19 protein-coding genes are annotated in these 17,003 nt (G+C 70.1%); 8 read left to right on the top strand and 11 right to left on the bottom strand.

Annotation, left to right across the window (positions count from 1 at the left end; genetic code table 11):
* Positions 1–78: 78 nt before the first annotated feature.
* The 3 genes from BJ970_RS10040 to BJ970_RS10030 all read right to left on the bottom strand — a co-directional run bounded on the left by BJ970_RS10040 (position 79) and on the right by BJ970_RS10030 (position 1,782).
* Positions 79–402 carry a DMT family transporter gene (locus BJ970_RS10040; protein ID WP_184729007.1) on the bottom strand — a complete coding sequence of 108 codons (324 nt, stop codon included), beginning with the start codon at positions 400–402 and terminating at the stop codon, positions 79–81.
* Positions 403–601: 199 nt separating this feature from the next.
* Complete coding sequence (locus BJ970_RS10035) at positions 602–1,252, bottom strand: hypothetical protein (protein ID WP_184726008.1); 651 nt, start codon at positions 1,250–1,252, stop codon at positions 602–604.
* Positions 1,253–1,266: 14 nt separating this feature from the next.
* Complete coding sequence (locus BJ970_RS10030) at positions 1,267–1,782, bottom strand: SigE family RNA polymerase sigma factor (protein WP_184726007.1); 516 nt, start codon at positions 1,780–1,782, stop codon at positions 1,267–1,269.
* A gap of 166 nt (positions 1,783–1,948) precedes the next feature.
* On the opposite strand from BJ970_RS10030, the gene BJ970_RS10025 reads away from it, so the two are divergent.
* On the top strand, positions 1,949–2,971 hold the full coding sequence (locus BJ970_RS10025; RefSeq protein WP_312864187.1) for a threonine aldolase family protein: 1,023 nt from the start codon (positions 1,949–1,951) through the stop codon (positions 2,969–2,971).
* 18 nt (positions 2,972–2,989) lie between these two features.
* Complete coding sequence (locus BJ970_RS10020) at positions 2,990–3,595, top strand: HAD family hydrolase (protein WP_184726005.1); 606 nt, start codon at positions 2,990–2,992, stop codon at positions 3,593–3,595.
* Here BJ970_RS10020 and BJ970_RS10015 read toward each other — a convergent pair.
* The 3 genes from BJ970_RS10015 to purD form a co-directional block, all read right to left on the bottom strand.
* Positions 3,585–3,749, bottom strand: a complete 165-nt coding sequence (locus BJ970_RS10015; protein WP_010312751.1) for a hypothetical protein — start codon at positions 3,747–3,749, stop codon at positions 3,585–3,587. The two genes, BJ970_RS10020 and BJ970_RS10015, sit on opposite strands and share 11 nt — an antisense overlap.
* A gap of 164 nt (positions 3,750–3,913) precedes the next feature.
* Positions 3,914–5,092, bottom strand: a complete 1,179-nt coding sequence (locus tag BJ970_RS10010; protein WP_184726004.1) for a pyridoxal phosphate-dependent aminotransferase — start codon at positions 5,090–5,092, stop codon at positions 3,914–3,916.
* 110 nt (positions 5,093–5,202) lie between these two features.
* Positions 5,203–6,465 carry a phosphoribosylamine--glycine ligase gene (gene purD, locus BJ970_RS10005; protein ID WP_184726003.1) on the bottom strand — a complete coding sequence of 421 codons (1,263 nt, stop codon included), beginning with the start codon at positions 6,463–6,465 and terminating at the stop codon, positions 5,203–5,205.
* A gap of 220 nt (positions 6,466–6,685) precedes the next feature.
* Here purD and BJ970_RS10000 point away from each other — a divergent pair, with 220 nt between their 5' ends.
* A complete protein-coding gene (locus BJ970_RS10000) occupies positions 6,686–7,807 on the top strand; it encodes a glycerophosphodiester phosphodiesterase (protein ID WP_184726002.1) in 1,122 nt (373 codons plus the stop codon).
* Positions 7,808–7,967: 160 nt separating this feature from the next.
* Positions 7,968–9,581: a Na+/H+ antiporter gene (locus BJ970_RS09995; protein WP_184726001.1), complete on the top strand. Its 1,614-nt coding sequence runs from the start codon at positions 7,968–7,970 to the stop codon at positions 9,579–9,581.
* Positions 9,582–9,648: 67 nt separating this feature from the next.
* Here the strand turns inward: BJ970_RS09995 and BJ970_RS09990 are convergent, their stop codons facing one another.
* Positions 9,649–10,935 (bottom strand): adenylosuccinate synthase, encoded by a 1,287-nt coding sequence (locus tag BJ970_RS09990; RefSeq protein WP_184726000.1) that lies wholly within the window; start codon positions 10,933–10,935, stop codon positions 9,649–9,651.
* 166 nt (positions 10,936–11,101) lie between these two features.
* Between BJ970_RS09990 and BJ970_RS09985 the strand changes: the two genes are divergently transcribed.
* From BJ970_RS09985 to BJ970_RS09975, 3 genes are all read left to right on the top strand, one after another.
* Positions 11,102–11,740: a hypothetical protein gene (locus BJ970_RS09985; protein WP_312864186.1), complete on the top strand. Its 639-nt coding sequence runs from the start codon at positions 11,102–11,104 to the stop codon at positions 11,738–11,740.
* Positions 11,741–11,949: 209 nt separating this feature from the next.
* Positions 11,950–12,588, top strand: coding sequence for an HNH endonuclease family protein (locus tag BJ970_RS09980; protein WP_184725999.1), 639 nt, complete (start codon positions 11,950–11,952; stop codon positions 12,586–12,588).
* Positions 12,589–12,654: 66 nt separating this feature from the next.
* Positions 12,655–12,918, top strand: a complete 264-nt coding sequence (locus BJ970_RS09975; protein WP_184725998.1) for a hypothetical protein — start codon at positions 12,655–12,657, stop codon at positions 12,916–12,918.
* 3 nt (positions 12,919–12,921) lie between these two features.
* Here BJ970_RS09975 and BJ970_RS09970 read toward each other — a convergent pair whose 3' ends face one another.
* The 4 genes from BJ970_RS09970 to BJ970_RS09955 form a co-directional block, all read right to left on the bottom strand.
* On the bottom strand, positions 12,922–14,040 hold the full coding sequence (locus BJ970_RS09970) for an FUSC family protein (RefSeq protein ID WP_184725997.1): 1,119 nt from the start codon (positions 14,038–14,040) through the stop codon (positions 12,922–12,924).
* 124 nt (positions 14,041–14,164) lie between these two features.
* Complete coding sequence (locus BJ970_RS09965; protein WP_184725996.1) at positions 14,165–14,575, bottom strand: DUF3151 domain-containing protein; 411 nt, start codon at positions 14,573–14,575, stop codon at positions 14,165–14,167.
* A gap of 83 nt (positions 14,576–14,658) precedes the next feature.
* Positions 14,659–15,693, bottom strand: coding sequence for a class II fructose-bisphosphate aldolase (gene fbaA / locus BJ970_RS09960; RefSeq protein WP_184725995.1), 1,035 nt, complete (start codon positions 15,691–15,693; stop codon positions 14,659–14,661).
* A gap of 209 nt (positions 15,694–15,902) precedes the next feature.
* On the bottom strand, positions 15,903–16,181 hold the full coding sequence (locus BJ970_RS09955; protein WP_184725994.1) for a YciI family protein: 279 nt from the start codon (positions 16,179–16,181) through the stop codon (positions 15,903–15,905).
* Positions 16,182–16,271: 90 nt separating this feature from the next.
* Here BJ970_RS09955 and BJ970_RS09950 point away from each other — a divergent pair, with 90 nt between their 5' ends.
* Positions 16,272–16,844: a SigE family RNA polymerase sigma factor gene (locus tag BJ970_RS09950; protein WP_184725993.1), complete on the top strand. Its 573-nt coding sequence runs from the start codon at positions 16,272–16,274 to the stop codon at positions 16,842–16,844.
* The last annotated feature ends 159 nt before the right edge of the window (positions 16,845–17,003 follow it).

The raw sequence follows: 17,003 nt of genomic DNA, 5'->3' as shown, positions 1-17,003 counted from the left end.
CCTATGCGTCAGCGGCCACCGCACGGTCACGCCGGCAATTCGTGCGCGGTGGGAGCACCACCCCGCACGATCGGCCGGTCAGTGGCCGACGCCGGAGAGGTTGAGGCCGATCACGCCGGCGACGATCAGCACGATCGATACGAGCTTGAGCACCGAGAAGCCGTCGCCGAGCCAGACCATGCCGACGATCGCCGTCAGTGCGGCGCCGATACCGGTCCACACCGCGTAGGCGGGGCCCGCGGGTAACAGGCGCATCGCGTACGCCAGGCCGGCGAAGCTCACCGCGGCCAGCACCAGGAACGACATGGTCGGGATCGGGCGGTTGAAGCCGTGCGAAAGCTTGAGCGAGATGGCCCAACCCGCTTCGAACACCCCCGACACCATGAGAATGATCCAGGCCATCATCGCTGGGCACCCTTCCCTCAATCCGGCGCCCGGGATTCATCCATCCGAGTGCCTTCTGGCACCAACGTACCGATAATCTGGTACCAAAGTACCGTTTTGGTGAGGGAAGCCACCACCGCGGCACCCGCCTTATGACCACCGCATCCGCAGGTCAGGGCCGCAGCGGCGCAGGCATCGAGGTTCGGAGCCCGTTGGGTCAGTACTGGGCGGCCAGGTCGCCCGCGATCGAGGCGAGCCGCGCGCCGTATGGCGCCGCCGGGGAACCCGCGTCCGGATCGCTGAGCACTACGACCAGTTGGCCGCTGCGCGCCGTGCGCACCGACTGCTCGGTGCCGTCCGGCCGCCGCACATCGCCTGGCGTGGCCTGGTCCGGCGAAACCGCGCCGACCGGGCTGACGATCACTGTGACGCTGCCCGCCGAAGCCCCGTCGTGCAGCGCGAACGAAGCCGTCTTGGCACCGGACGGGCAGGGGCTGGCGGCGACCGGAGCTGCGCCGACGGCCTCCGGCAACTGTCTGGTCACCGCCGCCGCGAGCTGCACGTCCAGACCGCACCTCGCCGAGCGCTCGCCCATGATGCCCGGCCCCGCGCCGCGCGGCGCGTTCCACGAGGTATCCGGCGCCGGGTTGCTCGCGAAGTTGGCGGTCGACGACGTGAAAATGCCGGTACCCGCGCCTACGCCCCCCACCAGCACCGCTGCGGCCGCGACCGTTCCTCCCGCCGCCGCCATCCGGCGACGGGCCGTGATCCGCCGCGAGGCCCGCGCCACGTCATGCTCGTCGAAAGACGCAGCAGGAACGGACCGCACCGAATCACGAAACAGCTCCTGGAGCTTGCGCTCGTCCACTTACCCGCACCTCCTCACGCCGACCGCAGGTCGCCGAGCTCATCGCCCAGCGCTTCCCGCAACGCCGCCAGCCCCCGGGCGCACTGGCTCTTCACAGTTCCTTCGCTGCACCGCATGGCCGCCGCCACCCCCGCGACGTCCAGCCCCTCGAGGAAGCGCAGCACCAGCACGGCTCGCTGCTTCGGTGGCACCTTCTGCAGACCGGCGAGCAGGGTTTGCTTGATCGCCACCGCGTTGTCGACCTCCGGCGAATTCGCCGGTCGGTCCGGCAGGATCTCCGCGGCGCGTTCGCGCCGCCACGGCCGCCGGGACTCGTCGATCACCGCACGGGTCAGGGTGCGGCGCACGTACGCGTCCAACGCGCCCTTGTCACGGACCTTGCGCCAGTGCCGGTGCAACGCGATGAACGCGGTTTGGGCGAGATCGTCCGCGCGGTGCCAGTCACCGCACATCATGTACGCCATTCGACGCACCGCCTCCCGCCGAGCCACGAAGTACTCCGCGAACTCCTGCTCCTCGCGCTGGTCCACGCGGAACTCTCCGCTCGTTCGTGCTTGCACCTGTAGGACGGGTCCCCCGGCCACAACCGTTGCACGCCCGACGCCAGGGATCTACCTGTGATTGATACCGCAGTCAGCGCTTCGGTGTCCGCCGGGCCATTGCCTGAACCTGGTGCGAATGTGGTGTGATCTGTTCGTGACCAATACGGCACCGATCGACCTCCGCTCCGATACGGTCACGCGTCCCGACGAGCAGATGTCCGCGGCGATGGCCGCCGCTGAAGTCGGCGACGACGTGCTCGATCACGACCCGACGATGCGCGCGCTGGAGGAACGTGCCGCCCGGCTGCTCGGCACCGCCGCCGCCCTGTGGGTGCCCAGCGGCACGATGGGCAACCTGATCTCCCTGATGCTGCACTTAAAGCGCGGCGATCGATTCCTCGTGCCGCGCGGTTCGCACGTGCTGAACCACGAGCTCGGCTCCGCCGCCTGGCTCGCCGGCGGCATGCCAGACCCGCTGGAGTGGGACGCCGGGCCGGGACGCCCGAAGTCCGAGACGGTACGGGCGCAGGCCAACGGCGCCCCGGGCTACGACAGGCTGCACACGACGCTGCTTTGCCTGGAGAACACGCACAACGGCGCGGGCGGCTCGGTGGTCCCGCCGCACGAGCACGTCAAGCTGGCGGCGGCCGCCCGCGACAGCGGGTTGCGGGTCCACCTCGACGGCGCCCGGATCTGGAACGCCTCGGTCGCGCTCGGCGTGCCACCGGCCGCGCTGACCGTCGGCGTCGACACCGTGCAGGCCTGCCTGAGCAAGGGACTCGGCGCGCCGGTCGGATCCGTCGTCGCAGGTGGTGAGGACTTCATCGGCGAAGCTCGCCGGGTGCGCAAGATGCTCGGCGGCGGGGTCCGGCAAGGCGGCGTGCTGGCCGCGGCGGGGCTCGTCGCGCTGGGCAGGATCGACGCGCTCGCCGAGGACCACGACAAGGCCCGCGCGCTCGCCGAGGGCTTGGCCGAGATCGGCTGGCAAGTCACGCCGCCACAGACCAATATCGTTCTTGCGGCGGTTCCCGATGTCCGGCTGATCATGGAACGCTTACAGGCGGTCGGGGTGCAGGCGGTGCCGATGAGCGGGCAGGTCCGCTTCGTCACGCACCGGGACGTGTCCAAGGCGGACATCGAAGAGGCGCTGCGCCGGATCGGGAAAGCCCGGGTCTGAGTTCCCCAGGAGGGGCGCATGTTGCGTTGGGTCGTGTTCGACTACGGCGAGGTGATCAGCCGGCGAACGGCGGCGCTGCCCGCGATCGCGGCGTTGCTCGGTGTGGAGCCACCGGAGTTCGAACGGGCCTACTTCGCCGAACGCACCGCCTACGACTGGGGCTTGCCCGACCTGGAGTACTGGCAGGCGGTGGCCGCCCGGTTGGGCAAGAGCGTCGACGCGGCACTGTCCGCGCGGCTGACCCGCACCGATGTCGCCGGTTGGGCGGAGACCGCGCCGGAATCGCTGCGACTGCTCGAAGACCTGCACCACCAGGGCGTCACGATGGCGGTGCTGTCCAACGCACCGTCATCGTTCGGGCGGGCGGCGGAGCAGGAGACCTGGGCCCGGCTGTTCAAGCACCTGATCTTCTCGGGGGATCTGTCCCTGGCGAAGCCGGACGCGGGAATCTACCGGGCCCTGCTCGAAACGATCGACGCACCGGCGGCCGAGTGCCTGTTCTTCGACGACCGTCAGGAGAACGTCGACGGCGCGCGCCGGGTCGGCCTGCACGCCGAGCGCTGGCAGGGCGCGGATGCCGCCCGCGGCACGCTCCGCTCCCACGGCATCCCCGTCAGGGCTTGATCTGCTTTCGGTCTCTGGCCCAGCCGATCGCGGCGGTGGCGACGAAGAGCACGCCACCGATCACGGCGAGCCAGAACAGTCCCTTGATGACGAAGCCCGCCACCGAAATGACGAGCCACAGCAACAGCAGCCCGCCGATCACCTTCCACAACATCGCAAGCACCTCAGCTCGGCCGCGCCAATCCCGTCCCGTCTTCAGCGTGCCAGATCACGCCCGGTCGGCGGCGTGCCGAAGTCCCATACCGGGGAAAACTCAGGGAACCCCTGAGTCGTAAGCCGCTGGATGGCCCGGTGCCGGCCGACCGGTCGGGAGCACGGTCACGGCGCGCCGGGTAACCAGCGGGCTAGGCGGTCCAGGGCTTCGGCGATGTCCTCGGTGCTTCCCGCGAACGACATCCGCACGAAGCGGTGGCCCAGCACCGGATCGAAGTCCACCCCTGGCACCACGGCGACACCCGTTTCGTCCAGCAGCCGTCGGCAGAAGGCCGCGGAATCGTCGGCGAGATGGCCGATGTCGGCCCAGGCGTAGAACGCGCCGTCGGCCGGGGCGACCCGGGTGATGCCGAGCTCGCCAAGACCACTGAGCAGCAGCTCCCGGTTCGTCCGGTAGCGCTCGACGTGCGCGCCGACCTCGGCGTATGCCGCCCGGGAGAACGCCGCGATCGCGCCGTACTGGGACAGCGCGGGCGGGCAAAGCGTGAAGTTCCCGGTCAGCGAGTCCACCGCGCGGCGCAGCCGCGGCGGCACCAGCATCCAGCCCAGCCGCCAGCCGGTCATCGACCAGAACTTGGAGAACGAGTTCACCGCGATCGACTCGCGGGAGAACTCCCAGGCCGCGTGCAGCGGATCCCCGTAGCTGAGGCCGTGGTAGATCTCGTCGCTGATCAGCCGCACACCGTTGGTCTCGCACCACCGCGCCAGCCCGGCCAGCTCATCGCGGGAGAGCACCGTGCCGGTCGGGTTCGCGGGGCTCGCCACGATCAGCCCCCGCACCGGCTCGTCGAGCGCGTCCAGCATCGCCACCGTCGGCTGGAACCGCGTCGTCTCGTCGCACGGCAGTTCCACGACCTCGCATCCCAGCGCCGCCAGGATGTTCCGGTAGGCCGGGTAGCCGGGGCGAGCCAGCGCGACGCGGTCACCGGCGTCGAAGGCGCTGAGGAAGGCGAGCAGGAAGGCGCCGGAGGCGCCGGTGGTCACCACGACATCGTCGGGCTCAATCATCAGCCCGTAGGACCGGTCGTAGTGCTCGGCGATCGATTCGCGCAGCTCAGGAAGGCCGAGCTGCTCGGTGTAGCCGAGCGCGTGGTGGTGCAACGCCTGCGCTGCGGCTTCGCGGACGGCCTTCGGTGCGGGCGTGGCGGGCTGGCCCGCGGCCAGCGAGACCACATCGCCCTTCGCACGCTGCCGCGCTGCGGCTGCGGACAGGACCTCCATCACCTGGAACGGCGCGACATCCGCCCGCTGTGCAACGGCGAGGGCGTGGTGCTGACTGAGCATGAGCCCAGCGTGCCAGGCCCCCGACCCCGGTGTTTATGCGGGTCAGGGCCGAAGTCCGCCGATCGAAGCCGTGGGTCTTTCGGGTAGCGGATAGCTGCCCGAAAGACTCGTTAGGCGGTCGGAATGGCGATTTCGCCGTGCACCGCGCGGAGCGCGATGTCGGTGCGGTAGTGCGAGCCCGGCAGGTGCACGCCGGCGACCCGGCGGTACGCCTCCTCGCGAGCCGCCGCCAGGTCCGGGCCGGTGGCCACCACCGACAGCACGCGGCCGCCGGCGGACAACACCGCGCCGTCCTCCCGCCGCCGGGTGCCGGAGTGCAGGATGCCCTGCGCGTCACCGCCCTGGATCACGTCGTCGACGCGCGGCCGCCCTGGGTAGCCCTCGGCGGCCACCACCACGGTCACCGCCGCACCGGGCTCCCACTCCAGCGGCGGCTGCGCGGCGAGCTCGCCGCGCGCGACGGCGTTGAACAGCGACGCCAGCGGCGTGTGCAGCAGAGCGAGCACGGCCTGGGTCTCCGGGTCGCCGAAGCGGCAGTTGAACTCGATCACCTGCGGACCCGAGGAGGTCAACGCGAGACCCGCGTAAAGCAGCCCGGAGAACGGCGTGCCACGGCGCGCCAGCTCGTCGACCGTCGGCTGCACCACGGTGCGCACCACGGTCTCGACCAGGTCCTCCGGTGCCCACGGCAGCGGCGCGTAAGCACCCATGCCGCCGGTGTTCGGGCCCGCGTCACCGTCGCCGACCCGCTTGAAGTCCTGCGCGGGCAGCAGCGGGACCACCGTGGTGCCGTCGACCAGGCAGAACAGCGACGCCTCCGGGCCGTCCAGGAACGACTCCAGCAGCACCGGGTGCCCGCCGTCGAGCAGCTTGAGCGCGTGTGCCCGCGCGGCATCGAAATCACCGGTCACCAGCACGCCCTTGCCGGCGGCCAGGCCGTCGTCCTTGACCACCCAGGTCGGGCCGAACTGCGCCAGCGCGGCATCCAGCTTCGCGGGGTTGTCCACCACTTCGCTGTGCGCGGTCGGCACCCCGGCCGCGAGCATGACGTCCTTGGCGAACGCCTTGGAGCCTTCGATGCGCGCGGCAGCCTTCGACGGGCCGAAGCAGGCGATGCCAGCCGCCCGGACGGCGTCGGCCGCGCCCGCGACCAGCGGCGTCTCGGGGCCGAACACGACGAGGTCGGCCTGCCATTTGGTGGCCAGCGCGGCCACTTCGGCCGGTTTCGCGACGTCAACGCCGTAGGTCTCGGCGAGCGCGGCGGTGCCCGCATTGCCGGGCGCGCAGGCAAGCGCGGTCACGGACGGGTCGCGGGACAGCGCCAGCACGATCGCGTGTTCCCGGCCACCGCCACCGATCACGAGGATTCGCACGAACCGCAGCGTAGAGCGTGCGGCACGCCACGGTGGCAATGCCCCCGCATTCGTTGCGCCGATGCACCGCACCAGCCCTGGCCATCCGGTCGATCCCGGTAGTTCATCCGGCAGCCGTCGACGGGTTGCCCGGCCTTGCGCGAATGGTCGTTTGCGGCCGTCAGTGTTTTGCCCGAATCCGCAGCGTTGATCACAAGCTGCGCCAGACACGGGAGGGCACATGACGATCCGGGTACGCCTGACGGCGCTGTCGGTCGCCGGAGCCGCGGCGTTGGGGCTGCTCACGGCGCCCGCCATCGCCGCACCGAACCGACCGGACGACGCCGAGCGGGTGACGGTCTTCGGGCACCGCGGCGCCTCCGGGTACCGGCCGGAGCACACGCTGGCCTCCTACGAGCTGGCGGCCCGGATGGGCGCCGATTACATCGAGCCCGACCTGGTGCCCACCAAGGACGGCGTGCTGGTCGCGCGGCACGAGAACGAGATCGGCGGCACCACCGATGTCGCCGCGCACCCCGAGTTCGCCGGCCGCAAGACCACCAAGGTCATCGACGGCACCTCGATCACCGGCTGGTTCACCGAGGACTTCACCCTCGCCGAGCTCAAGACGCTGCGCGCCAAGGAGCGCATCCCGAACGTCCGGCCGCACAACACGATCTACGACGGCCGCTACGAGGTGCCGACGTTCCAAGAGGTCTTGGACCTGCGGGCGCGGCTGTCGCGGGAACTCGGCCGCGACATCGGCGTCGCCCCGGAGACCAAGCACCCCAGCTACTTCGGCAAGCTCGGCCTGGCGTTGGAACCCGGCGTGGTCCAAGCCCTCACCCGCAACGGCCTGAACCGGCCGAACGCCAAGGTCGTCGTGCAGTCCTTCGAGGTGAGCAACCTCAAGGAGCTCAACCGGTCGCTGCGGGTGCCGCTCGTGCAGCTGATCAGCAACAGCGGCGCGCCGCAGGACTTCATCGAGGCCGGGGACCCGCGCACCTACGCCGACCTGGTCAAGTCGGAGGGCCTGCGGGAGATCGCCGGGTACGCCGACGTGATCGGTCCGGACACCAAGGTGATCCTGCCGGTGAACGCCGACGGCTACCTCACCAAGCCGACCACCGTCGTCGCCGACGCGCACAAAGCCGACCTGCAGGTGGTGCCGTACACGGTCCGGGCGGAGAACACGTTCCTGCCCGCCGACTTCCGCTCCTCGGCCGACCCGGCCGCCTTCGGCGACGTCTTCGGCTTCTTCCGGGCACTTTTCGACCAGGGCATCGACGGGATCTTCAGCGACCAGCCGGACATCGCCGTCATCGCCCGCGACGACCATGCGGCGGCCACCGCGGGCCGGTGATCCCGGTTCGGGTGGGGCGGACGGCCTGTTCTCTCGTCATATCGAGGTGAACAGGCCGTTCGCATCGCAGCAGCCGGGTGCCGGGTGGCACCGACCAGGGCGTGGTCTTCGGGGCCGCCGCGCCACCTAACCTGTCCAGTACGGACGGAGGTGACGCCCGGTGGCCCAACTGCTGCTCGTCCTGATCGGCGCGCTGCTGGTCACCGCGGCCGCGCGGAGCCGAGAGATCGCCGCCCCGCTGCTGCTGGTGCTGGTCGGCCTGGTCGTTTCGCTGATCCCTGGCACGACGAATCTGGAAATCGATCCGAAACTGCTGCTGACCGTGGTGCTCCCGCCGCTGCTCTACTCCGCCGCGCTGGAGAGCTCCTTCACCAACTTCCGGGCCCGGATCAGACCGATCGTGCACCACGGGGTCCTGCAGGTGATCGCCACGTCGTTCGTGATCGGCTGGCTGGCTTTCCTGCTCATCCCCGACCTGCCACTGAAGTCCGCGATCGTGCTTGGCGCGGTGATCGCGCCGCCGGACGCGGTGACAGCCGCCGCGATCGGCCGTCAGCTGAAGCTGCCGCGCGGCGTGATGACGGTCCTCGGCGGCGAAAGCCTGATCAACGACGCTGCCGCGCTCACCATTTACCGGATGGCGATCGCCGCGGTCGTCGGCACCACGCCGACCCTGGCCCAAGGGGCGCTGGTCTTTGTGCTGGCCGTGGTGGTCGGCGTCGGGCTGGGATTGGTGTTCGGGGCGCTCGCACAGATCGCCCGGACCCATGTGCCCGACGTGCAGGTGGCGACCCTGCTCGGCGTGCTCGTGCCGTTCATCGCGTACCTGACCGCCGAGCAGCTGCACGGTTCCGGGGTGCTCGCGGTCGTCACCGCCGGGCTCTACGTCGGCCACAACCAGCCGCGGGCGCGGGCCGCCGGACGGCTGCAGGAGCACACCGTCTGGGCGTCGATCAACCTCCTGCTGGAAAGCCTGGTGTTCGCCTACATCGGGCTCCAGCTGAGCACCGTCGTCCGGGCCGTCGGCGCTTCCGGGAGCGATATCGGCTCGGTGCTGGTGGCTGCCTTGCTGATCCTGGCCGCGACGATCGGGTTCCGGATCGTGTGGATGTTCTGGTCCAACTACGTGCCGGGACTGTCGCACCTGCTGACCGGCGGCAGGAAACGCGGCGGCTGGTGGCGGCGCACCACCGTGCTGTCGTGGGCCGGGATGCGCGGCGTGGTCACCCTCGCCGCCGCGGGCGCGATCCCGCATACCACCGGCAGCGGCGCGCCTTTCCCCGCGCGCGAGCTGATCCAGTTCGTGGCGTTCGTGATCGTCGTGGGCACCATCCTGGTGCAGGGCACCACGCTGCCGTGGCTGATCCGGAAGCTGGGTGTCACCGACCCGGACGAGGCCGCGCGCGACGACCAAGCGGAGGCGGAGGCGCGGGTGACAGCCACCAACGCCGCCCTGCGCTACCTGGACGGGCTGACCCCCGCGGACCTGCGCACCGAGCCGGCCCACTTCGACCGGATCATCGGCCGGATGAAGGACCTGGTGGAGCACCAGGGGATGACGGCGGCGGAGCAGGTCGGGCGCACGGCCGCGGAGCGCGCGGACACCGCGAGCAAGGTGTTCTCCGACCTGCGCCGCGACCTGATCGAAGTGCAGCGCTCGGCGATCGCCGATGAACGGGACGCGGGAAACCTCGACGACCAGGTGCTGCGCCGGGTCCTGCGCGAACTGGATCTCCGGGAAGCCGCCCTCGACGGCTCCTGGCGCAACCGCTGACCGGGTGTGGCGGTGTCGATTTCAATGGAAACCAGCGCGGTGATCTCCATCGAAATCGCCGTTCACCTCACGCCATGGTGTGGCGGACGATGGTCTGGTCACGGCCGGGGCCCACGCCGATCGCCGAGACCCGAGCCCCGGCGAGCTCCTCGATCCGCTCGATGTAGGCCCGCGCGTTGGCCGGCAGGTCCTCGAAGCCGCGCGCCCCGCTGACGTCCTCCCACCAGCCCGGCATCTCCTCGTACACCGGCACCGCGTGGTGCACGCCGGTCTGCGTCATCGGCATCTCGTCGACCCGCTCGCCGTCCACGTCGTAGGCCACGCAGATCGGGATCGTCTCCAGCCCGGACAGCACGTCCAGCTTGGTGAGGAAGTAGTCGGTGATGCCGTTGACCCGGGTCGCGTAGCGCGCGATCACCGCGTCGAACCACCCGGTGCGCCGCGACCGCCCGGTGGTCACGCCGAACTCGCCGCCCTGCTTGCGCAGGTTCTCGCCCGCCTCGTCGGTCAGCTCGGTCGGGAACGGACCGGCCCCGACGCGGGTGGTGTACGCCTTCAGGATGCCGATCACCGCGTTGATCTTCGTCGGCCCGATGCCGGACCCGGCGCACGCGCCGCCCGCGGTCGGATTCGACGAGGTCACGAACGGGTAGGTGCCGTGGTCGACGTCCAGCAGGGTGCCCTGCGAGCCCTCCAGCAGCACCGTCTCGCCGCGGTCCAGCGCCTGGTTGATCAGCAGCTTCGTGTCGGCGATCCGGCTCGCGAACTGCTCGGCCTGGCCGAGCACGGTGTCCACCACTTCTTCCGGGTCCATCCCGCGCCGGTTGTACACCTTGACCAGGATCTGGTTCTTGATGTCCAGCGCGGCCTCGACCTTCTGCCGCAGGATCTTCTCGTCCAGCAGGTCCTGCACCCGCACCCCGACCCGGGCGATCTTGTCCTGGTAGCAGGGGCCGATGCCGCGGCCGGTGGTGCCGATCTGCTTCTTGCCCAGGTAGCGCTCGGTGACCCGGTCGATGGCCACGTGGTACGGCATGATCAGGTGCGCGTCGGCGGAGACCAGCAGCCGCGAGGTGTCCACGTCGCGGTCCTCCAGCCCCGCCAGCTCCTCCAGCAGCACACCGGGATCGACGACGACACCGTTGCCGATCACGTTGGTCACTCCGGGGGTGAGGATTCCCGACGGGATGAGGTGCAGGGCGAAGTCCTGCCCGTCCGGCAGCACCACGGTGTGACCCGCGTTGTTGCCGCCTTGGTAACGAACGACCCACTGCGCCTGCTCGCCGAGCAGGTCGGTCGCCTTACCCTTGCCCTCGTCGCCCCACTGGGCGCCGATCAGCACGATCGCCGGCATGTGAAACTCCAACCTGGACTGGGTGGTCGCCAGCGTGACAGCACGCTTCGCCCGCTCCCACCACGGGGTATGCCGGTCGATCAGGGTAAACCAGGAGCGAAACGTGAGTACCACCGCATTGTCCTGCGGAAACGTTGAACGCGCAGCGCGTCCATCTGATAACGCAGTGCAATGGTTCGACGTCCCCGCGACACCCGGCCGCGCCGATCTGGATCCGCTGATCGCCGAGGCCGGGCAACGATTGGTGGTGCACGGCACCGACGCCGACTTCGCGGCGGTCGTGCAGCGCCTGCTCCGGAAGAACCGGCTGGCGGACCTGATCGTCGGCTACGTCCCGGTCGCCGAGTCGCCGGCCGCACGGCTGTGGGGGCTCGCGATCGACGACTTCGACCGGGCGCTGACCGCGGCGCCGCGCCCGGCGGCGTTGATCAGGGACGACGCGGGCGGCGTGCTGCTCGGTGCGGGCACGATCGAGCCGATCATCGGGCAGGTTTACTGCGATGACGAGCAGGTGCTCAACGGCGCCGCGATCAGCATCACGATCTCGCCCGATCCAGGTGCCGCGCCGCTGCCGGAGCCCACTGCTGACCCGCTGAGCACCATGCTCGAACCGGCCACCGACGGCCTGCTGGTCACCACCGTCCGCCGGGGCCTGCTGCGCCGACGCCGCGACGTGACCCGGGGCCGCGCGGTGCAGGCGTCATTCCGGTCCGCGACGGTGCGCCACGACGGGATCGCCCACCCGCGTCCGGCGCAGAAGTGGGTCTGGTATCGACACACCGAGGATCTGCAACTGGCCCGGTAGCAGTCCTCGGACGGAGGGTTTCGCCGAAGCCGGAGGCTCCCGGCAGCGAGCTTCGGTGTCCGGTGCTGTGCGAAATTAACCAAGCGATGGCATGATCGGTGGCGGTTTCACGCCAAGTCACCCCTTGGTCACGCTCTGGCATTGCCACGGCCACCTGCGTGGGCAAAGGTCAACAACGACATCGGCGAGACGCCTACGCGGAGGAAGCCATGACAGGCCACCGATCGTTGCGCGCCACCCTGACCGCCCTGCCCCTCGCGGGAATCCTCGGCCTCGCGCTGGCCGTGCCGGCCACCGCTGAGCCGCCCGGCATCCCCGACCCGGCGACGGCGAAGACCGAGCTCGGCGAGCTGACCATCGCACCGGAGGGTTCGATGGACGGCTACAGCCGGCAGAAATTTCCGCACTGGATCGAAGGACCGGACCACTGCAACACCCGCGAAGCGGTGTTGAAGCGCGACGGAACGAACGTGCAGGTCGGCCCGGACTGCTACCCGATCTCAGGCAGCTGGTTCAGCCCTTACGACGGCGCGACGTGGACCCGGCCGTCCGATGTGGACATCGATCACGTGGTGCCATTGGCCGCCGCGTGGCGTTCCGGCGCGGCGAAGTGGACCCAGGAGAGGCGCCAGGCGTTCGCCAACGACCTGGAGGGCCCGCAGCTGATCGCGGTCACCGACAACGTCAACCAGGCGAAGGGCGACCAGACGCCGGACAAGTGGATGCCGCCGGCGAGCGGGTACCACTGCAGGTATGCGTCAATGTGGGTCGGCTCCAAGCACAAGTACCAGCTGACCATCACCGACGCGGAGAAAACCGCACTGCAGAAGGCGCTCGACGGCTGCTGAGCGCGGTTTGCTCGCGTCACCACTGGCTGATCGCCAGGCCAAGAGCGCCGCGAAGGGGACAGTCCGATGCCAGATCAAGACCGTTGCGAGCGGCGCTCCGCGATCACGGCGCCGCCCGGCGGGGTGATGACCGACGAAGTCGGGGTGATCACCGGCGATCTGGAGCTGGCCACCGAATGCACCGACGGCGATGTCACGGTGTGGGTGCGCTACGCGGGCGCCGCCGAGTGGTACCGGCTCTCGGCGGCCGACTGTCACCTCTACGACCCGCGCGACCACGAAGCGCTGCACACCGCGCTGGTCGCGGTTCTGCACCGCCCCGCCACCTGAACCTCACGAACCGGAATCGGAATCGGATCTCTGCTCGGGATACAGGGGCGGCAGGGCGGCGGCCGCTTCGGTTCGGCTGAGGCCGGTGGCCTGCAGGAGGTCCACCGCGATCGAGCGGACCTGCATCACCACCACCTGCATCGAGAAATCCCCCTCGCCGAGGAGCTCCACTGTGGACTTCTTGGCGACCGAGCGGGCGGCCTCCCGGGTCTGCAGCGGATCGACCCCGCTGGCCAGCTCGTCGCGCAGCAGCACGACGGCACCCGCCAACTCCTCCAAGAGCCCCGGCAACGGACGGGGCACCGGCTCGCCGTCGCGCAGCGCGGCGAGCGCCCGCCGCGCCAGCACCCGGGTGTTGCGCAATGCACGGTCAATCGGCGTCGCCGCGGTCTCGTAGCGTTCGAGGTCGCCGCGCCGCCGCCACCGGATGGGCGCGAACCGGGCGATCTCCAGCCCCGCCTCCAGCGCGGCTCGCAGCTCCTCCACGAAACGTTGGCTCTTGCGCGCCTTCGCAAGCACGTCGGTGGCGAGGTCGAGGTCCTGCCTCGCTACCGCATTACCGACGCCGCGGAGCGCGTCGGCGAGCGCGCTGAGCACGAGCCGTCCGTTGCGGTGTGCGACCGCGAGCGGGTTGGCCGGGAGGAGCGCGGCGACGACGAAGCCGACCAGCCCGCCGATCGCCGCGTCGATCATCCGGGTCAAACCACCCGCCGTGGCCGGCGGCAGCAGCGTCGCGACCAGCACCGACGACGACGCGGCCTGGAGCACGATCACGCCGCCGCTGTCCAGCAGCACGGCGGTGCTCATGGCCAGCGCGACGACCAGCGCGATCTGCCAGGCGCCGGTGCCGATGAACGAGATCAGGATGTCGCCGACGCCGATCCCGATGCTGACCCCGACCACCAGCTCCAGGGCGCGCCGCATCCGCTGGCCCAGCGAAACACCGAGCGAGATGACCGCCGCGATCGGCGCGAAGAACGGGGCCGGATGCCCGAACAGGTGCCGGGCCAGGAACCACGCGAGACCGGCCGCGATGGCGCACTGAGCGATCGGCACGCCGGTGCGCATCAGGCGGCGCAGGCGGCGGATGAGCTCCTCGCGCAGTCGGTGCACGCTGGACATTGTCCGCTAGATCCCGGCGCAATCCGAGGGCCGCCGACGTGATCCTCGTTCGATCTAGGGCGCCGGAAAGGGTCGTGGCGCGCAACCGGACCTCGGCCACGCGCGCACGACCCGGTGACCTCGCTCAGGCCAGGTCGGTGGCTTCCAGGGACGCCGGGTCGCTGTCGGCGAGCAGCTGGCGGCAGCGGTCGTACTCGTCGGTCTCGCCGATCGCCCGCGCGGCCTTGGCCAGCGCCGCGACCGAGCGGAGCACGCCCTGGTTCGGGACGTGCCGCCACGGCACCGGGCCGAAGCCCTTCCAGCCCGCCTTGCGCAACGCGTCCAGTCCGCGGTGATAGCCGGTGCGGGCGTAGGCGTAGGCGGCGATGTTCTCGCCCGCGTCCAACGCCGATTCCGCGAGCGTGGCCCAGGCGGCGCTGAACGTGGGGTGGTGCGCGGCGACCTCGGCCGGGTCGGTGCCCGCGGCCAGCTCGCCCTGCGCCGCTTCGTTCTCCGGCAGGAGGGTTTCCGGCGGTTCCAACAGGTTCCTCGTCATGGCCCCAATCCTTCCAGGTGCCCGGACGTGCCGACGGCCCGTCCGCCACCAGGCGAACGGGCCGTCGGCCAGGCTCGCGGAGATCAGCCGGCGAGCATGCGACCGGCGGACTTCAGGTTCTCGCAAGCGTGGGCCACGCGGGCGGCCATCGCCTGCTCGGCCACCTTCAGGTAGCTGCGCGGGTCGTAGACCTTCTTGTTGCCGACCTCGCCGTCGATCTTCAGCACGCCGTCGTAGTTCTTCAGCATGTGGTCCGCGATGGGCCGGGTGAAGGCGTACTGGGTGTCGGTGTCGATGTTCATCTTCACCACGCCGTAGGAGAGCGCCTCGTGGATCTCCTCCAGCAGCGAGCCAGAACCGCCGTGGAAGACCAGGTCGAACGGCTTGGAGCCGGCCGGCAGGCCGAGCTTCTCGGACACCACGTCCTGACCCTGCTTGAGGATCTCCGGGCGCAGCTTGACGTTGCCCGGCTTGTAGACGCCGTGCACGTTGCCGAACGTCGCGGCCAGCAGGTAGCGGCCCTTCTCGCCGGCGCCGAGGGCGTCCACGGTCTTCTCGTAGTCGCCGGGCGCGGTGTAGAGCTTCTCGTTGATGTCGTTGGCGACGCCGTCTTCCTCGCCGCCGACGACGCCGACCTCCAGCTCCAGGATGATCTTGGCCTGGGCGGCCGCGGCCAGCAGTTCCTGGGCGATCTTCAGGTTCTCGTCCAAGTCGATCGCCGAGCCGTCCCACATGTGGGACTGGAACAGCGGGTTTTCGCCGCGGCTGACCCGCTCCTGGCTGATCTGGATCAGCGGCCGGACGAACCCGTCCAGCTTGTCCTTCGGGCAGTGGTCGGTGTGCAGCGCGATGTTCACCGGGTACTTCGCGGCGACGACGTGCGCGAACTCGGCCATCGCGGTCGCGCCGATGACCATGTCCTTCACCTTGGTGCCGGAGGCGAACTCGGCGCCGCCGGTCGAGATCTGGATGATGCCGTCACTCTCGGCCTCGGCGAACCCGCGCAGCGCCGCGTTGAGCGTCTCCGACGAGGTCACGTTGATGGCCGGGTAGGCGAATTCGCCCGCCTTCGCCCGGTCGAGCATCTCCGCGTAGACCTCGGGGGTCGCGATGGGCATCGGTCGTCCTCCTCGGGTGAAGTTTTATTCGTGGTGACGGGAAGCCGCGCAGCATCCTACGAGCTCACGCCCGTTACCAGCGGACCTTCGAGCCCGGTGCCACACTTTCGCGTCACGGTGCCCCAGCCGGGGCGGGTTTGGAAAGCCGGTGACCGGATTCAGCACCGGACAAGTCCTGTGGACATCCTCACACGCTGCGAGTTCGACGGCTACAGCCACGCCCCGGTTACCAGGTTCCATTCGCGGACGGTGGTTTTGGCTATCACCCCGGCCTTGGTGTAGGGGTCGGCGTCGAGGACCTTCTGAAGCTCGTCGGCGTCTGGCGTCTCGTAGATGAGCTGCGCGCCGAGCTGGTCGGCGAACGGGCCGCCGGCCAGCAGCACGCCGCGCTCCGCCAGTCCCCGGCAGTACTCACGGTGCTCGGGCCGCACCTCCAAGCGGTGCTGTTCGTCCTCGCCGTACACCAAATCGACCACGAACTTGGCCATCCGAACGCCTCCACCTTCGATCACCGATCGGTATCGACGCTACCCGGTATGCGGGCACGGGCCGGTAGCCAGCCGGTAGGTTGTCCGATCATGGCCGGTGATTCACGCAGAGCCGAACGGAGCGTCGAGCAGACCCTCGGGCACCTGCGCGCGTTGGACAGCGCGTCGATGGAGCACCCGGCCCGGCCACTGACCCTGGAGGACCTGTACCGCCAGCAGCGCATGCGAATGGTGCGGCTGGCGATCCTGCTGGTCGACGACCCGGCGACGGCCGAGGACGTGGTGCAGGAGGCGTTCACCGGGCTCTACCGCAACTGGTCCGGGTTGCGCGATGCCAGGGCGGCGCTCGGGTACCTGCGAACGGCGGTCGTCAACGGCAGTCGTTCGGTGCTGCGGCGCCGCAAGACGGCCCGCGAGTATCAGCCGCCGCACCAGGCCGACGCCCGGTCGGCGGAGTCGCTGGCGATGCTGACCGCCGAGCACCAGGCGGTGGTGGCCGCGCTGGGGAAGTTGCCGCGCAGGCAGCGCGAGGTGCTGGTGCTGCGCTACTACGGCGACCTCTCGGAGGTCGAGATCGCCGAGGCTACCGGGGTCTCGCGGGGGACCGTGAAGTCGACGGCGAGCCGCGGGCTGGAGGCCCTGCAGAAGCTCATCGGCGACTGATCGACGAGGGAAAGTGCGCGGGAACCAGGGCGAACGACACACCGATTTGGTGTAGACCACTGGGTGCTGGTGGCGGAGGATCGTCGGCGTGACCGCACACGCCATTGCGTTAGGCGTCGCCTCAGACTGGCCGAGCTCGGCGCCACCGCGGGCGGCCTC

Source organism: Saccharopolyspora phatthalungensis (assembly GCF_014203395.1).
GTDB lineage: Bacteria > Actinomycetota > Actinomycetes > Mycobacteriales > Pseudonocardiaceae > Saccharopolyspora > Saccharopolyspora phatthalungensis.
The sequence above is the reverse complement of the archived record's forward strand: the minus strand, read 5'-3'. Positions and strand labels throughout refer to the sequence as shown.